A 16,102-nucleotide genomic window follows, 5' to 3' on the forward strand; every position below is an offset into this window, starting at 1 on the left:
GCTCCACCTAAAAATGTGTATGCCCGTTGAAGTCAGTTCAAATTAAATGTGCTCTATAAAAATTCGGCAATTCTATTCCCGACCGTTTCAGATTGGCTAGGTATTTAGTAGATTTGGGGTTCAACCAAACTATTCAACTGACTCATGAGCTTAAAGCAACGTTCTTTTTCTTTTCTTTTTTCATTTTTACTGAGTTGTGCCCTTTTCGCACAAGATTTTGAAGCTTTGCAATACCGTACCATAGGTCCCTCACGAGGAGGCCGTGTAACTACGGTAACTGGAACTCCTCTGCAACCGGGAACCTTTTATTTTGGGGCTTCTGGTGCCGGTGTCTGGAAAACCGAGGATTATGGAACCTCTTGGCACAATGTGTCGGACGGATTTTTCAAAACACCTTCCATCGGTGCGATTGAAATCGCTGCCAACGATGCCAATATCGTATATGTGGGAACCGGTTCCGATGGTATCCGAAGCAATATCATTGCCGGTAAGGGAGTATACAAATCCATAGATGCGGGTAAAACATGGGAGCATATCGGCCTGGAAAATGTAGGCCAAATCGGTGCCGTGGAAATCGACCCTACCAATAGTAACATTGTTTGGGTGGCTGCCATAGGAAATGCATTTAAACCCAACGAAGAACGAGGTATTTTTAAAACCACCGATGGCGGAAAAACCTGGGAAAAAGTCTTATATGTCTCCGAAGAAACCGGTTTTGCCGATTTGGAGCTGTTACCGGGCAATCCGAACGTGGTATATGCGGCTGCATGGAAAGCACGAAGAACACCATGGACCATAGATTCAGGAGGTAAAAACAGCGAGGGCGGCATTTATAAGTCCGTGAACGGAGGGAAAGATTGGATAAAACTGGAAGAAGGACTCCCAAAAGGATTGATCGGTAAAATTGATTTGGCCGTGTCGCCAGTGGATTCCAGCATACTTTATGCTGTTGTTGAAGCCCCGGGAGAGGATAGGGGATTGTACAAATCGGTAAACCAAGGAAAATCCTTTGTCCACGTTTCGGATGATGAGCGATTGGTAAACCGACCTTTTTACTATACCAATATTGAGCTGGACCCCACCAATCCAGACATTGTGTATTCCAATGCTAACCCATTAATAAAGTCGACAGATGGTGGTAAAACCTGGACACGCATGAGTGTACCCCATGGCGATAATCACGATATATGGTTGAATCCCCATAATCCAGATTTGTTGATCCAATGTAACGATGGTGGCGCCAATGTTTCCCACAATGGCGGAAAAACCTGGTCCACACAATACAACCAACCTACCGCGGAAATCTATCAAGTAGCGGTGGATGACCAATATCCCTATTGGGTCTATGGTGCTCAGCAGGACAATACCACCTTGGCCATTCCTAGTAGGGCTCCTTCGGCAACTTCCCCTGTGAACGGCCCCGTGATGTTGGATGTAGGAGGGTGTGAAACCGGACCCGTAATCCCAATGCCCGGCAACCACTACATCGTTTACAACAATTGTAAAGGCCGCTTTAGCGTCTACAGCAAAAAAACAGGACAAAGCCGTGAATATTCCATTGGTGCATCCAACATTTATGGACATAATCCGAAGGATTTAAAATATAGATTTCAGCGGGTAGCGCCCATACATGTGTCCCCTTACGATCCCAAAACCGTGTACATGGGGTCCCAATTTTTGCACAAAACCAACAATGGCGGTCAAAATTGGGAGATTATTTCCCCCGACCTTACGGCCAACGAACCCGATAAGCAAGTAATCTCCGGTAATCCAATTACCCGCGACATTACAGGTGAGGAATATTACAGCACCCTCTATTCCATCAGGGAATCGAAAATTAGTAAGGGCTTGATTTGGACCGGCTCCAACGATGGGGTCATCTCCGTGACTAGAGATGGCGGCAAAACATGGAAGAACGTAACGCCAAAAAAAATGCCCAAAGGTGGCAGAGTGGAGTCTGTGGAGCCATCACAGTTTAATCCCGCCAAGGCCTATATTGCGGTAGACCGTCACTTATTGGGCGATGAAACACCCTATCTCTACAAAACCGATAATTATGGGGAAAGTTGGGAATTGATCAGTACAAGTTCCAACGGAATCCCATCCGATTACACAACAAGGGTTTTGCGTGAAGACCCTGTGCGCGAAGGATTATTGTATGCGGGAACTGAATACGGAATGTTTGTGTCTTTTGACGATGGAGGGACTTGGAAAAAGTTTCAGCAAAACCTTCCCGTTACTCCGATTACCGACATTACCCTGTTCCGAGGGGATTTGGTATTGAGCACTATGGGCCGTGGTTTTTGGATATTGGACAAGGTGACCACGCTTCAAGATGAAAAAATTACGCAGTTGGGCGATAGCCCGGTATTGTTCCAACCGGATAATACATACCGATATCAAACCCCTTGGGGAGGCGATTTTCCAAACTACCCATCGACCAGCGTAATTATTGACTACTACTTGCCTTCTAACATCAAGGACGGAGTGAGCCTGCAAATTTTGGATGCCCAAGGCAAAGAAGTTGCCACCATTGTAAGCGATTCCACGCAGCTCAAATCCACCACGGAAAAAGTGGAGGACATGAGCCTGAGCATGACCTTTGTGTACATGGATGAAAAATTGGAAACCAAAAAGGGTATCAATCGTTTTGCATGGAACCTAGAGCAAAAAGGCGCTTGGGCAAAGAATAAAAGAAGACGATATCGAAATGGCCCCATGGCCTTGCCGGGCAAATACACCGCCAAGTTGACCGTTGGAGACCAGTCTTTCGAAAAGCCATTTGAGATATTGATGGACCCAAAACTGGAAGGCGATGGCGTTACCATGGCCGATTTGCAGGCGCAACAGGCACTTCAGTTCAAGGTTATAGACCTGTTGTCCGACGCTCGAATGTTGCAGGATAAGGTAGAGGAAAAGATAAAGGAACTTGAAAAGGCCAACGCCAGCGAAAGTCAGCTTCAGCCCTACAAGGATATACTGAAAGAGCTGAAAAATGATGAAGGGGCTTACCCCGAAGTGGTAATGGTAGCCCAAATTTCTTATCTGTATTACATCTTGAGCAGTGGGGACAAGGCACCGGGGCAAGAAGAAAAGGACCGATACCAAGAACTGTTGGCCCAGTTCAACGCACTTAAGGCAAAAGCCAATTTATAATTTGGACATTCTTTAAAAGCAAAACATCACTCTGAAGCCCTGCCGAAAGACAGGGCTTCATCATTTTGTGATGTACTTCAATGCAGTTCTTCACAGTAAAACCCTTGGTTTTTCAGGAGAGAAGTAATCGCAGGGGCATGAAGGCTTTGTGTTTCCACCCGAAGAATTTTGTCGCAATCCTCCAAGTCGAAGTTCCAACATCCATTGGTGTTGACCAATTTGTTCAACCAAGGACGTAGCTTTTTTACTTCATCTTTTTGATGAACTGAGGTTTTGAATACGAGTATGGTCTTCATAGCTCCGATTTAATCGCGATCGTAAAAAAACGGTGGTTCAATGCCCAAGGAACGCAGGTAAACATACCCTTGTCCCCGGTGATGAATCTCATTATCAATAAAATAAAGGATGGAGGATTGCACAGTGCCTTCGTATTGCCCAAAAAGATTTACGTGCTCCTGATAACGCTCCAAAGATATTTGGCTCCATAGTGTATTGATTTCCTCCGTGTCCTGGTCCCATTTCTCCAAAAATTGAGCTTTCGTGGCACCATAATCCCGATGCTCATCAAAATCACCGATTTTGCCGGAAACAATTTCGGTGAGTCCAGGAACGGCAATGGCGAAGAGCTCCTTCACCATCTCGGAAAAGGGTCTCATCCCACCAATGCTGTGGTTGAAAAAATCCTTTTCGGGGAAGGCCTCGATAACTTTGCGGGTAAGTCGCCTGTGACCTTGATAATGTTCCAAAAACTGTGTGGGTGTAATTACTTGTGCCTCAGCTTGATTTTTAATGGTGTTTTCCATGACGTTTTGTTTTTTTAAAGGTTTATTGTTTCTGAATCCAAAAGTAAAAGGGGGGAGTGACAGCCATATGTCAGTAGTAAAAATCGAAGCCCAAAAAATGTTGTTGACAAGCCGTTGTCAGAAGTCAAGCATAGTTTTGTCCATGTAAAAATGATAACACATGAGCTTGAAAAGTCCTCCCATCCTTGGATTGAAATCCTATCTTTGGGAAGTAGCTCACGCAATTATGGGAATGGACACCGTAAAACGTTTTGATAGAATAGTAGCCATTTTAATACAGTTACAGACCAAGCGTATTGTAAAGGCCCAAGAACTTGCAGACCGATTTGATGTGAGCCTGCGGACCATCTATCGGGACATTAGAACCTTGGAAGCTTCGGGCGTACCCATTGTAAGTGAGGCAGGAGTAGGGTATTCCATTATGGAAGGCTACCGATTGCCCCCGGTGATGTTTACTCGTGAAGAAGCCGGAAGTTTTGTGGCTGCAGAAAAGCTCATGCAAAAATTCACCGATAAATCCCTTGGTGCTTATTACGAGTCGGCCATGTTCAAACTTAAATCTGTACTTCGTGGAAAGGAAAAGGATTGGGTGGAAGCGTTGGAGTCGCAGGTATCCATCGTTCCCGGTCAGGTGTTGTTCAATGCTGATGTGCCCGATGCCCTAGAAATATTGTTCGAGAGCATTGCCGAACGCAAGCAGGTATTCCTGCGGTACGAATCCCTTCGGGAAGAAACACCATCCGAACGGCAGATAGAGCCAGTCGGTCTTTTTCATGAAAACGGTTTTTGGTATATTTTGGGATACTGTCACCTGAGAACCGATTATCGTCACTTTAGAACGGATAGAATCCACAAAATAACGAGGACATCCTTGGATTTTATACTGGAGCACGGCACTATGGACGAACATCGTCAAAAGAGTGAAGCAGTGGAAAAGACCAAGGTGAGGATTGTAGTGGATAAGTCCGTTGCTAAGTTTATTCGGGGACAGTGCAAGTATTACGGACTGATTTCCGAAGAAACCGGGGAGGAAGAGGTGGAAATGACCTTTATGACCACTGACTGGGAGAATGGTTTTGCCCGTTGGTATCTGATGTTCGGAGATTATGCGACCATATTGGAACCCCAGAAACTCAAGAATCGCGTAGCTGAAATACTAACCAACAGCCAAAAAAGATTGCTAACCTGATAAAGAAAGAATGGATTTGTTCACGGACCAGATTGACCCTTCGAAAAATTGGCTCCCCATGGATGGCGCGGTGCAATATTTTGGTACCATTATGCCAAAGGAAGAAGCGGACCAGTACTATCAAACACTACTTGAAAATATACCTTGGGAGCAGGATGTGGTGCACATGTTCGGTAAACGAATCGTAACCAAGCGAAAAGTGGCCTGGTATGGCGACAAACCTTTTGATTACACCTATTCCAATAGCACCAAAAAGGCTTTGCCTTGGACTCCAGCGCTACAAAAACTCAAAGACATCGCCGAAACCCTGACCAATGAAACCTATAATTCCTGTCTGCTCAATTTATACCATTCCGGGGAAGAGGGAATGGGCTGGCACACGGACAATGAAAAGGAACTGAAAGAAAAAGGGGCCATTGCCTCCTTTAGCTTTGGGGCAGAACGCAAATTTGTCTTTAAGCACAAAACCACCAAGGAAAAGGTGGAGTTGTTCTTGGACCATGGGAGCCTGCTGGTGATGAAGGGCGCAACACAAACGCATTGGTTACACCGCTTACCACCCACCAAAAAAGTGTTAGTCCCAAGAATCAATCTCACGTTTCGGACAATAATCTCCATCTAAAACAAAAAGGAACGTTTTAATCATTTGGTAACGGGAAAATGCCGTGTATTTTCAATGGTCCATTTATCTTGCAGCACGGCTAATCGCAAATACAATGAAGCACATTCTTTTAATTCTTTTTTCAGTTGGGTTGATGTTCCACATGCAAGCACAGTCCATCGACGTGATTTCTTATAATATCCGTTACGATAATCCGGGTGATGCACCCAATCATTGGGACAACCGGAAGGATTTTTTGATCTCCCAACTCAACTTTTACCGGCCTGATGTATTTGGTGTCCAAGAAGGATTGATTCATCAGGTGAAGGAAATTGAAGAGGGCCTAGAGGAGTATACCTATTTTGGGGTAGGTCGCGACTATGGGGATGAGCGAGGGGAGCATACCGCTGTCTTTTACAATACAAAAACGGTCAAACTCATTGAACAATCCACCTTTTGGTTGTCTCTCACCCCAGAAAAACCATCAAAAGGTTGGGATGCCGCATTGCCTCGAACTTGTACCTACGGTGTTTTTGAAAATAGGGCAGATGGAAACCGATTCATGGCCTTCAATACCCATTTTGACCATGTGGGTGCCCAAGCTAGGGAAGAAAGTTCCAAATTGATATTGCAGAAAGTCAAGGAGTTGAATACCGAAGACCTCCCGGTCGTGGTCATGGGCGATTTCAATCTGGAAAGTGATAGTAAAGGAGTACAGGTTATTTTGACCGAAATGACCGATGCACATATTGCTGCGGGAACCAATGCCTTTGGACCAAGGGGAACCTTCAATGGGTTTGAGTTTGATAAACCCGTGGAGCGAAGAATTGACTATATTTTTATTTCTGATGGTTTTAAAGTTTTGAAAAGTGCCATTTTAAGCGATTCCAAGGATACCCGATATCCATCGGACCACCTTCCGGTTTTTGCCAGATTGAAATATTGAAATGGAGCATAGGACACGACCTATTTCTAGTTTTAAACCCTGAAATCAACCATAGTTATTTAGACTGATTTCAGGTAACCCTGAAAAACTAAAAAACAATGTTAATTTTAACAGGATCTTTAGGTTTTACCCGTCATTTTAGACAATTAATCTTTAACTTCAAGGACAATTAATCAACTCATATGGCTTCATTTACACTCAACATTAACGGAAAACAACAGGAGGTGGATGTAGATCCATCTACACCCATGCTTTGGGTGTTGAGAGATCACCTCAATTTAGTGGGAACAAAATACGGATGTGGTATCGCACAATGTGGTGCCTGCACCATACATTTGGATGGCACGGCAACCAGAGCTTGTATGCTTACGGTTTCATCTGTAGGGAATTCAGAAATCACTACGATAGAAGGGTTATCGGAAGAAGGTGACCATCCGGTACAAAAGGCGTGGTTGGAAGTGGATGTGCCACAATGCGGGTATTGCCAAGCCGGCCAAATTATGACCGCTTCGGCACTTTTGGAAAAGAATCCGAATCCGACCGACGAAGAAATTGAAATGGCCATGAATGGTAACATTTGCCGTTGCGGAACCTATACCAGAATCAAGAAAGCCGTCAAATTAGCGGCTAAATCATAAACCCATAAAACAGAAATCATGACACTTGTAAAGACAAAAATAGGACGACGTGCCTTTATTCGGAATACAGGATTGGCCAGTGGTGGACTCGTTATTGGGTTTAATTGGTTGGCTTCTTGTAAAATGACACCTGAGCAGGTCAATAACCTGCCCAAAGAATGGTTTGAATTGAACGGCTTTTTAAAGGTAGGCGACAATGGTTTGGTGACCATTATGTCCCCAAACCCAGAGATAGGACAAAACGTTAAGACATCCATGCCCATGATTGTGGCCGAAGAGCTCGATGTGGCCTGGAAAGATGTAATTGTGGAACAAGCGCCTCTCAACACCGATATTTTTACCAGGCAATTGGCCGGTGGTAGCCAATCCATCCGACAAGGTTGGGAAAGTTTACGTATGGCCGGAGCTACGGCAAGGCACATGTTAAAAGAGGCCGCTGCCCAAGCATGGGGCGTGCCCGCAAATGAAATCACCACCAAAGATGGAATGTTGACCCATGAAGCTAGTGGAAACTCGGCAGGATATGGCGAAATGGCCTCTGCCGCAACCAACATCGAGGTGCCCGAAGAGGTGGAACTAAAGGACAATGGAAGTTTTTCCATTATCGGTACGGACAAAAGGAACGTTGACGGAAAGGATATTGTCACAGGAAAACCATTGTTTGGATTGGACGTGTACAAAGAAGGTATGTTGACAGCCATGATTGTGCATCCACCCGCCTTTGGCATGAAATACAAAGGAATGAACGCCGATACCGTAAAAACCATGCCTGGCATCAAAGATGTATTCCATTTTGTGGTATATCCCGAAGGAATGGAAAAACAATGGTCGGATGGCGGTGGTATACCAGAATTGGTTGCCATTGTCGGCAATAGCACGTGGGAGTGCATGCAGGCCAAAAAAGCACTTCAAGTAGAGTGGGAGCAAGATTCCATGGCCGAAAGCACATCCTATCACGAAAAAGCTTTAGCGGAACTTCTGGAAAAACCAACAGAAGCACCTGCACGGCAAGATGGCGATGTAGAATCAGCATTTAAAAGTGCTGCCAAAATAGTGGAAAGTACCTATTCCGCACCCTATTTGGCCCACAACACGATGGAGCCCATGAACTTTTTTGCCCATGTTACACCAGAAAAGGCTGAATTGTTGGGTCCCATACAAACACCTGAATTTGCAGAAAAAACATTGGCAGCTCGTTTAGGAATGCCTTTGGAAAAAATAGATATCATGATGACCCGAATGGGAGGTGGTTTCGGCCGTCGTCTTTATGGGCCTTTTGTGATTGAAGCGGCCGTAATTTCCCAAAAGATGAATGCACCCATCAAATTGGTGTATACTCGGGAAGATGACATGACCCAAGGAACCTATCGTCCATCCTATAAAGTAAAATACAAAGCTGGGCTTGACGAAAGCGGTAACTTGATTGCATGGCACGTGCGTGGAGCAGGAACAAACGACGACCTTATCTTTGAAAATCGTTTTCCAGCGGGAGCTGTTGACAATTATTTGGCCGAAAAGCACAGCTTGACTACAAATGTTACCACGGGTGCGTGGAGAGCACCACGCTCCAACTTTATTGCGGGAGCCGAACAGGCCTTCATGGATGAGGTTGCAGAAGCTGCTGGAAAAGACCCCTTGGAATTCCGATTGGAACTTTTCGATAGGGCCATCAATAATCCAGTAGGAGACCCCGAAAATAATGATTATGACCCTGAACGATATGCAGGAGTACTTAAACTGGTGAAGGAAAAATCCAATTGGGGTACAGATACAGGCAAAGCTCGTGGAGTAGCGGCTTACTACTGCCACAATTCCTACGTTGCACAAGTATTGGAACTGGAAGATGGCGGAGATATGCCAAGAGTGGATAAAATAACCTGTGCCGTAGATTGCGGAATAGTGATCAATCCGATCGCTGCCAAAAACCAAATTGAAGGTGGTATGATCGATGGTATCGGTCACTCAACTTACAGTGCGTTGAGCTTTGAAAATGGCAGACCAGAGCAATCCAACTTTGATACTTATCGACTGATTCGTCACTCGGAGTCACCAAAGAATATTGAAGTACATTTTGTGGACAACGGAATCGACCCAACAGGTTTGGGAGAACCATCACTGCCACCGGTAATCGGCGCATTGTCCAATGCCTTGTACCAAGCGACTGGGCGACGCTTTTATAAGCAGCCGTTCATTAACGACAAGCCACCTTTGGTAGGATAGTCCGCTACGATTAAAAATTTATAAATATGGACTGGTCAGTAGCGTTTTGTTACGGACCAGTTTTTCTTTGTCTACTCTTTTGGTCTATTTTTTAAATGCAAACAACTGAAAAACAAAACATTATGATGGTAAATTTTTTTTTCAAAAAAACTTGCAGTATTGGATTTTTAGTTATGTTTGCCCCATAAATGAGTCCGGCTAAATTGGACGCATTGCCTATAAGCTTTGAAGACTTTTTTCATGTTCGGGCTTTTGGGGATAAGAAAGTCTACCCAACAAGCCGTCTTAAGAAAAAGACACCGGATACACGGGCTGACTTTCGAAAAACCACATGATATAAACCGTGACATATCACGGATTCCCTACTTTGTACCGTATACCGTATTTGAATTTCGTATTTGAGATACTTGGATTTTTCTGATTCTATATTTCTCAGTATCTTATATTCAACAACGAAATTTAAATGAAAACAAAGTACATCGATTTAATCGAGCAAACCTATGATTTCCCCCAAGAGGAATTTCAATTGAACAACAACAGACTAGAATTCCACGGCGTCGACCTTTATGGACTGGTCCAAAAATACGGTAGCCCCTTAAAGTTCACCTATCTGCCCAAAATATCAGATAATATCCAAAGAGCTAAGGGATGGTTCAATACCGCCATTAAAAAACATAAGTATGCAGGTAAGTACCACTATTGTTACTGCACCAAAAGTTCCCATTTTGAGCACGTTCTCAAAGAGGCTTTGAAAAACGATATTCATATCGAGACTTCGTCTGCCTTTGATATCAATATTGTGCAGCACTTGAAAAAGGCCGGTAAAATTACCAAGGATACTTACGTGATTTGTAATGGTTTTAAAAGAGACCAATACATCAACAATATTGCTGGACTCATCAATAATGGCCATAAAAAGTGCATTCCCATTATCGATAATTATGAGGAAATCAACCTGTTGGGCGAAGCTATTGATGGTAAGTTCCAAATCGGGATTCGAATCGCATCCGAAGAAGAGCCCAAGTTTGAGTTTTACACCTCAAGACTGGGTATCGGTTACAAGAATATTGTTCCCTTCTTCAATCAGTCGATAAAACCAAATGAGCAAGTAGAGCTCAAAATGCTCCACTTCTTTATCAATACCGGAATTCGGGACACTGCCTATTATTGGAACGAGCTATTGAAGTGTTTGAAGGTGTACATCGCCCTAAAGAAAGTATGCCCAACTTTGGACAGCCTAAATATTGGAGGTGGATTCCCTATCAAAAATTCGCTGGCATTCGAGTATGATTATGAGTACATGGTGGACGAAATCATCCATCAAATCGGTCAGGCCTGTCAAGAAGCAGGGGTGGAACCTCCCCATATTTTTACCGAGTTTGGAAGCTTTACCGTAGGCGAAAGTGGAGGAACCATTTACGAGATCTTATACCAAAAGCAACAGAACGACCGCGAAAAATGGAATATGATCAATTCTTCGTTCATCACCACCATGCCGGATTCTTGGGCTATAAGTAAAAGATTTATCATGCTGCCCATCAACCGTTGGAACGATGAATATGAGCGCGTGCTTCTGGGCGGACTTACTTGTGACAGTGATGATTATTACAATTCGGAACAGCATATGAACGCCATTTATTTGCCCAAATACCGTAAGGATAGGCCATTATATATTGGATTTTTCAATACGGGGGCTTACCAAGAAACCATTGGTGGATTTGGTGGGTTACAGCATTGCCTGATTCCACATCCCAAACACGTTCTTATCCAAAGGGATGAAGAAGGCAACTTGGAAACATCGGTTTTCGCTGAGCAGCAGACTGCGGGCGAGTTTTTATCCATACTAGGGTACGGTGGCAAAAAAGAAGATGTATTGGTCGAAGCCGACGATGTTTCGGTAACTAGCAATAATTGAAAAAGAAAGTAACTTAAAAAATGAAAACAGAAAGAACATATGCAGGTATTCCAAAGGAATACGGCACGGTCGAGAAGGCTAAAGTAGTATTGTTGCCCGTTCCCTACGATGGTACCAGTACTTGGGGAAAAGGTGCGGACAAAGGGCCGGAAGCCTTCTTGGAAGCCTCGGAAAACATGGAAATCTACGATATTGAAACCGATAGCGAGGTGTACAAAGAGGGTATCTACTTGGCCGATACCTTAGATGGGTTTGAAACACCGGATGCCATGGTGGAATCCGTGCACAAAACGGTGAAGGACTATATCAATCGTAATAAATTGGTGACCATGTTCGGTGGGGAGCATTCTATTTCCATTGGGGCGATCAGGGCATTCAACGAATGTTTTGAAGACCTTACCGTGTTACAAATCGATGCCCATGCCGATTTGCGGAAAGAATATGGAGGGACTAAATACAACCATGCCTGTGCCTTGTACGAGGCCAACGAAACCACCAATTTGGTGCAAGTTGGGATTCGTAGTATGGATCATACCGAAACCTTGGTGATGGATAGGGACAAAGTATTTTTTGCCCATGAAATGGTTTCCGATGATTTTTGGATGGATGCCGCCTTGGACTTAATGACCGATAATGTGTACATTACCTTCGATTTGGATGCTTTTGACCCATCCATATTGCCATCCACCGGGACCCCTGAGCCAGGAGGGCTGTTGTGGTACGAGACCCTGGACTTTTTACGAAGGGTTTTCAGTGAAAAGAATGTGGTCGGTTTTGACATTGTGGAGCTCTGCCCCAACGATGTAGATCGATCGTCCGATTTCTTGGCAGCCAAGCTCTATTACAAGATGTTGAGCTATAAATTTTCAAACAATAACGAATTCATGGATGAGAATTTTGAAGACGATGACGACTTCAAAAAATCCAAAAACAACTTAGAAGATTACGATGAGTAACAAAGGAGAAATATCACAATTCATACAAAAATACTTTTTGCACTTTAACTCGGCAGCCCTTGTGGATGCCGCCAAGGGTTACGAGCACCAACTGGAGAAAGGTTCTAAAATGTTGGTTTCCCTGGCAGGCGCCATGAGTACAGCAGAGCTGGGAAAAATTTTCGCAGAGATCATCCGTACCGATAAAGTACACATCATATCCTGCACGGGAGCCAACCTCGAAGAGGATCTTATGAACCTGGTGGCCCACTCCCATTATAAAAGGGTACCCAACTATCGGGATTTGACCCCACAGCAAGAATGGGACCTTTTGGAAAATGGACTGAATCGTGTTACCGATACCTGTATCCCAGAGGAAGAGGCTTTTAGAAGGCTGCAAAAGCACATTTACGATATTTGGAAGGAAGCCGACGAGAAGGGAGAGCGCTATTTTCCTCATGAGTTTATGTACAAACTATTGTTGTCCGGCGTGTTGGAGCAGTACTACGAAATAGACATCAAGGATTCTTGGATGTACGCTGCGGCCAAAAAGAACTTGCCCATTGTGGTTCCTGGTTGGGAAGACAGCACCATGGGGAACATCTTTGCCAGCTATGTGATCAAAGGAGAGTTGAAGGCCAGCACGGTAAAATCGGGGATCGAGTACATGACATTTTTGGCAGATTGGTACCAAAAAAATTCTGAAAATGGAATTGGCTTCTTCCAAATTGGCGGAGGTATCGCAGGGGATTTCCCTATTTGTGTGGTGCCCATGCTGTACCAAGATTTGGAACAGACCGAAACCCCGTTCTGGAGCTATTTCTGTCAGATTAGTGACTCCACCACCAGTTATGGATCGTATTCCGGTGCGGTTCCCAATGAAAAGATTACCTGGGGCAAACTGGATATCGACACCCCTAAATTTATTGTAGAATCCGATGCGACCATCGTGGCGCCGTTGATTTTTGCTTACTTACTAGACATGTAGTCATGAGAAAAGGACAAACCCCCGCATTGAAAAGAGTAATCGTTGATTACAAAAAACTGGACAAAAACATGCTCAACCTTTTGGTGGAAAAATTTCCCGATGGTTACGACGACGACGATATCGTAACCTACAGAAATGCCAATAACGAGGTGGTCGAGTGTGTTGAGGTCCGTACCGAAGACACTGCCTATTTGGTTAAGGTGAGCAAACGATTGGTCATGGCCATGGAGGATTTTGACGATTCGGACAACGATACTGATGATGAGTCCGATTTGAATACGGACGAATTGGAAAATTCCGATTCCGAGGAAGAATAATCACAACACCAAAATACGTTACCGATATGGCATCAGAGGCATCAGCCCTGCACCTTGCAAACAGTATCAATATATCAGCCTGCAAGAAGGCCTTGGATAAAGAGCTGATAGTAGGGGACAGGGATGAGCTTTTCTATTTCGATGCATCACGCTACCTTTATATCTTCAGGTATGGGGTGGTTTCATTTTTTGGGTATACCGAAGTCGAAGTATCACAACTTCTGAAGGAAATCGAGCCCCATTGTGAAGAATGGTGTCCATCCGACATCAACGAAACCATGGAAATGGAATTGGTATCAGACCGTGAAAGGGCAACCATTGAGAATGAGAAGGTGCTATTGCCAAAATCGAACATAGAGGGTATTCGCTTAGCGTTACTGCATTTGTCGCAGTCCGTAGCACTGGATTATTATGCCGGTCTGTCGGAACAGGCCATGAAAGAGACCCGGGAGCATACTACTTATTTGGAGGAAAAAGGGAAATTGGACATTGGCGGTAAAAAACTAAAGCGCCATATTGCAAAAGTCTTGAACATAAACAACCAAATTTCCGAAAACCTGTATATTTTTGATTCCCATGAAGCTGTTTGGGAAGATTTGGAATTGGACCAATTGGACAAGGGACTGAAACAAATCTTTGACCTAAAGGAGCGATATAGGAACATTAAGGAACAAGGATATGTTATCAAGGAAAACCTGAGCCTGTTCATGAATATAATGGACCACCGTGAGAGCAGTAGACTCGAGTGGATCATTATCATCCTGATTTTGGTGGAGGTCGTGGACTTGTTCATTATGCGATTAATCAGTTAAAAAAAGATATTTTGAGCGATTTTAAAGTTTTGGGCAGCGAAGAATGGTGCCGTTTCGATGATTTGGGAATTCCAGCCATAAAGGCCAGAGTGGATTCCGGCGCAAAAACGTCATCCATCCAAGCCAGTAAGATCAAAGTATTCAATAAAGGACTGGAGGAATGGGTCCGGTTTGAGGTTAACCCCGTTCAGGACAATAGGAGCATAGGGATTCTATGCCAAGCCAAACTGGTCGATGTACGGAACGTGAAAAGCTCATTGGGCATTGGTGAGGAACGACCGGTCATACGAACTAAAGTCAATATCGCGGGTAATGTGTTTGAAATAGACCTTACCTTGGCCAACAGGGATACGATGGAGTATCGTATGCTACTGGGCCGTGAAGCCATGAACGGAAGATATCTTGTAGATCCTTCCCAAAGTTTTCTTCAAGGGGATATTACGGATGATGAGTTGGAACAGAAGTACAAGCCCTACACCACAGAAAAAAAGGGATTGCGCATAGGACTTTTGGCCAGTAATCCCAATCTGTACAGCAACAAACGGATTATAGAAGCGGGTGAAATGAGAGGTCACAAAGTGGTTTTTCTGAATGTGGAGCATGTGTATATGAAGTTGGATGCTGCCACCCCCGAAATTAGATATCGTGGGGGGAATATTTTGGACAAATTTGATGCTGTGATCCCACGGATTAAGCCCGCCGTAACCTTTTATGGTTGTGCGCTTTTGCGACAGTTTGATACCTTGGGCGTGTATTGTTTGAATTCGGCCGACTCTATCGGCAGGTCCCGCGATAAACTATTTGCTTCACAGTTGTTCTCCAAGAACGATATTCATATCCCAACGACCGGCTTTGCCAAATCCCCAATGGACACCAAGGACCTTATCCGTATGGTGAGCGGTGCCCCATTGATCATTAAATTATTGGAAAGCACCCAAGGCAAGGGCGTTGTATTGGCCGAAACAAACAAGGCGGCAGAAAGTGTAATTAACGCATTTAAGAGTGTTCAGACCAACATTTTGGTGCAAGAGTTTATCAAAGAGGCCAACGGACACGATATTCGTTGCTTTGTGGTGAATGGCAGGGTAGTGGCCTCCATGCAGCGAACCGCTCAAAAGGGGGAATTCCGTGCCAATATCCATCAAGGAGGAGCAGCTTCAAAAGTGAAAATCACTCCAGAGGAGCGCAAATTGGCAATCAAATCGGCCAAGGTCTTTAATTTGGATGTGGCCGGTGTAGATTTGATTCGTTCAAATAAAGGGCCATTGTTATTGGAAGTAAATTCCTCTCCCGGTTTGGAGGGTATCGAAAATACGACTGGAAAGGATATTGCCAACGTGATGATCGAGACCATTGAACGCAAATTGAAATACAAGCAATAATTTCATTTTTTGATTAAATAGCTGTAATTCAACATTTTGCTATTTTTGTCATATTTTCCTACGCAAGGTCCAAAAAACGCATCGATCAATTCAAAAGGGGCATCCGTCAATTCAGAAGGCCCATCCGTAAATTCACCCCCTAAAAATCCAAAGGGCAGCACTATGTTTGTACCAGATAACGAAAGCTGCTAAGCTTGAGT

14 protein-coding genes are annotated in these 16,102 nt (G+C 44.2%); 12 read left to right on the forward strand and 2 right to left on the reverse strand.

The window, feature by feature from the left end; all coding sequences use genetic code 11:
- Positions 1-144 precede the first annotated feature (144 nt).
- Complete coding sequence (locus EO130_RS10705) at positions 145-3,156, forward strand: VPS10 domain-containing protein (protein WP_127141504.1); 3,012 nt, start codon at positions 145-147, stop codon at positions 3,154-3,156.
- Between the two features lie 77 nt (positions 3,157-3,233).
- Here the strand turns inward: EO130_RS10705 and EO130_RS10710 are convergent, their stop codons facing one another.
- Positions 3,234-3,452, reverse strand: a complete 219-nt coding sequence (locus EO130_RS10710; protein WP_127141505.1) for a hypothetical protein — start codon at positions 3,450-3,452, stop codon at positions 3,234-3,236.
- Between the two features lie 9 nt (positions 3,453-3,461).
- Positions 3,462-3,959, reverse strand: a complete 498-nt coding sequence (locus EO130_RS10715; protein WP_127141506.1) for a DinB family protein — start codon at positions 3,957-3,959, stop codon at positions 3,462-3,464.
- Between the two features lie 226 nt (positions 3,960-4,185).
- On the opposite strand from EO130_RS10715, the gene EO130_RS10720 reads away from it, so the two are divergent.
- From EO130_RS10720 to rimK, 11 genes are all read left to right on the forward strand, one after another.
- Positions 4,186-5,148: a helix-turn-helix transcriptional regulator gene (locus tag EO130_RS10720; RefSeq protein ID WP_241244364.1), complete on the forward strand. Its 963-nt coding sequence runs from the start codon at positions 4,186-4,188 to the stop codon at positions 5,146-5,148.
- Between the two features lie 10 nt (positions 5,149-5,158).
- A complete protein-coding gene (locus EO130_RS10725; protein ID WP_127141508.1) occupies positions 5,159-5,770 on the forward strand; it encodes an alpha-ketoglutarate-dependent dioxygenase AlkB family protein in 612 nt (203 codons plus the stop codon).
- A 94-nt stretch (positions 5,771-5,864) separates the two neighbouring features.
- Positions 5,865-6,695, forward strand: coding sequence for an endonuclease/exonuclease/phosphatase family protein (locus EO130_RS10730; RefSeq protein ID WP_127141509.1), 831 nt, complete (start codon positions 5,865-5,867; stop codon positions 6,693-6,695).
- A 182-nt stretch (positions 6,696-6,877) separates the two neighbouring features.
- Complete coding sequence (locus EO130_RS10735) at positions 6,878-7,333, forward strand: (2Fe-2S)-binding protein (RefSeq protein ID WP_127141510.1); 456 nt, start codon at positions 6,878-6,880, stop codon at positions 7,331-7,333.
- An 18-nt stretch (positions 7,334-7,351) separates the two neighbouring features.
- Positions 7,352-9,553 (forward strand): xanthine dehydrogenase family protein molybdopterin-binding subunit, encoded by a 2,202-nt coding sequence (locus tag EO130_RS10740; protein ID WP_127141511.1) that lies wholly within the window; start codon positions 7,352-7,354, stop codon positions 9,551-9,553.
- Positions 9,554-10,016: 463 nt separating this feature from the next.
- A complete protein-coding gene (locus EO130_RS10745) occupies positions 10,017-11,468 on the forward strand; it encodes an arginine decarboxylase (RefSeq protein ID WP_127141512.1) in 1,452 nt (483 codons plus the stop codon).
- A 20-nt stretch (positions 11,469-11,488) separates the two neighbouring features.
- Positions 11,489-12,424, forward strand: coding sequence for an agmatinase (speB, locus tag EO130_RS10750; RefSeq protein WP_127141513.1), 936 nt, complete (start codon positions 11,489-11,491; stop codon positions 12,422-12,424).
- Positions 12,417-13,391, forward strand: a complete 975-nt coding sequence (locus EO130_RS10755; RefSeq protein WP_127141514.1) for a deoxyhypusine synthase family protein — start codon at positions 12,417-12,419, stop codon at positions 13,389-13,391. The genes speB and EO130_RS10755 overlap by 8 nt, the downstream gene beginning before the upstream one ends.
- A gap of 2 nt (positions 13,392-13,393) precedes the next feature.
- Positions 13,394-13,708 carry a hypothetical protein gene (locus EO130_RS10760; protein ID WP_127141515.1) on the forward strand — a complete coding sequence of 105 codons (315 nt, stop codon included), beginning with the start codon at positions 13,394-13,396 and terminating at the stop codon, positions 13,706-13,708.
- A gap of 26 nt (positions 13,709-13,734) precedes the next feature.
- Positions 13,735-14,520, forward strand: coding sequence for an RMD1 family protein (locus tag EO130_RS10765; protein ID WP_127141516.1), 786 nt, complete (start codon positions 13,735-13,737; stop codon positions 14,518-14,520).
- A gap of 11 nt (positions 14,521-14,531) precedes the next feature.
- Entirely contained in the window at positions 14,532-15,902 is a 1,371-nt protein-coding gene (rimK, locus tag EO130_RS10770) for a 30S ribosomal protein S6--L-glutamate ligase (RefSeq protein ID WP_127141517.1), read from the forward strand.
- Positions 15,903-16,102 lie beyond the last annotated feature (200 nt).

It is taken from the genome of Flagellimonas marinaquae (assembly GCF_003992675.1).
GTDB lineage: Bacteria > Bacteroidota > Bacteroidia > Flavobacteriales > Flavobacteriaceae > Flagellimonas > Flagellimonas marinaquae.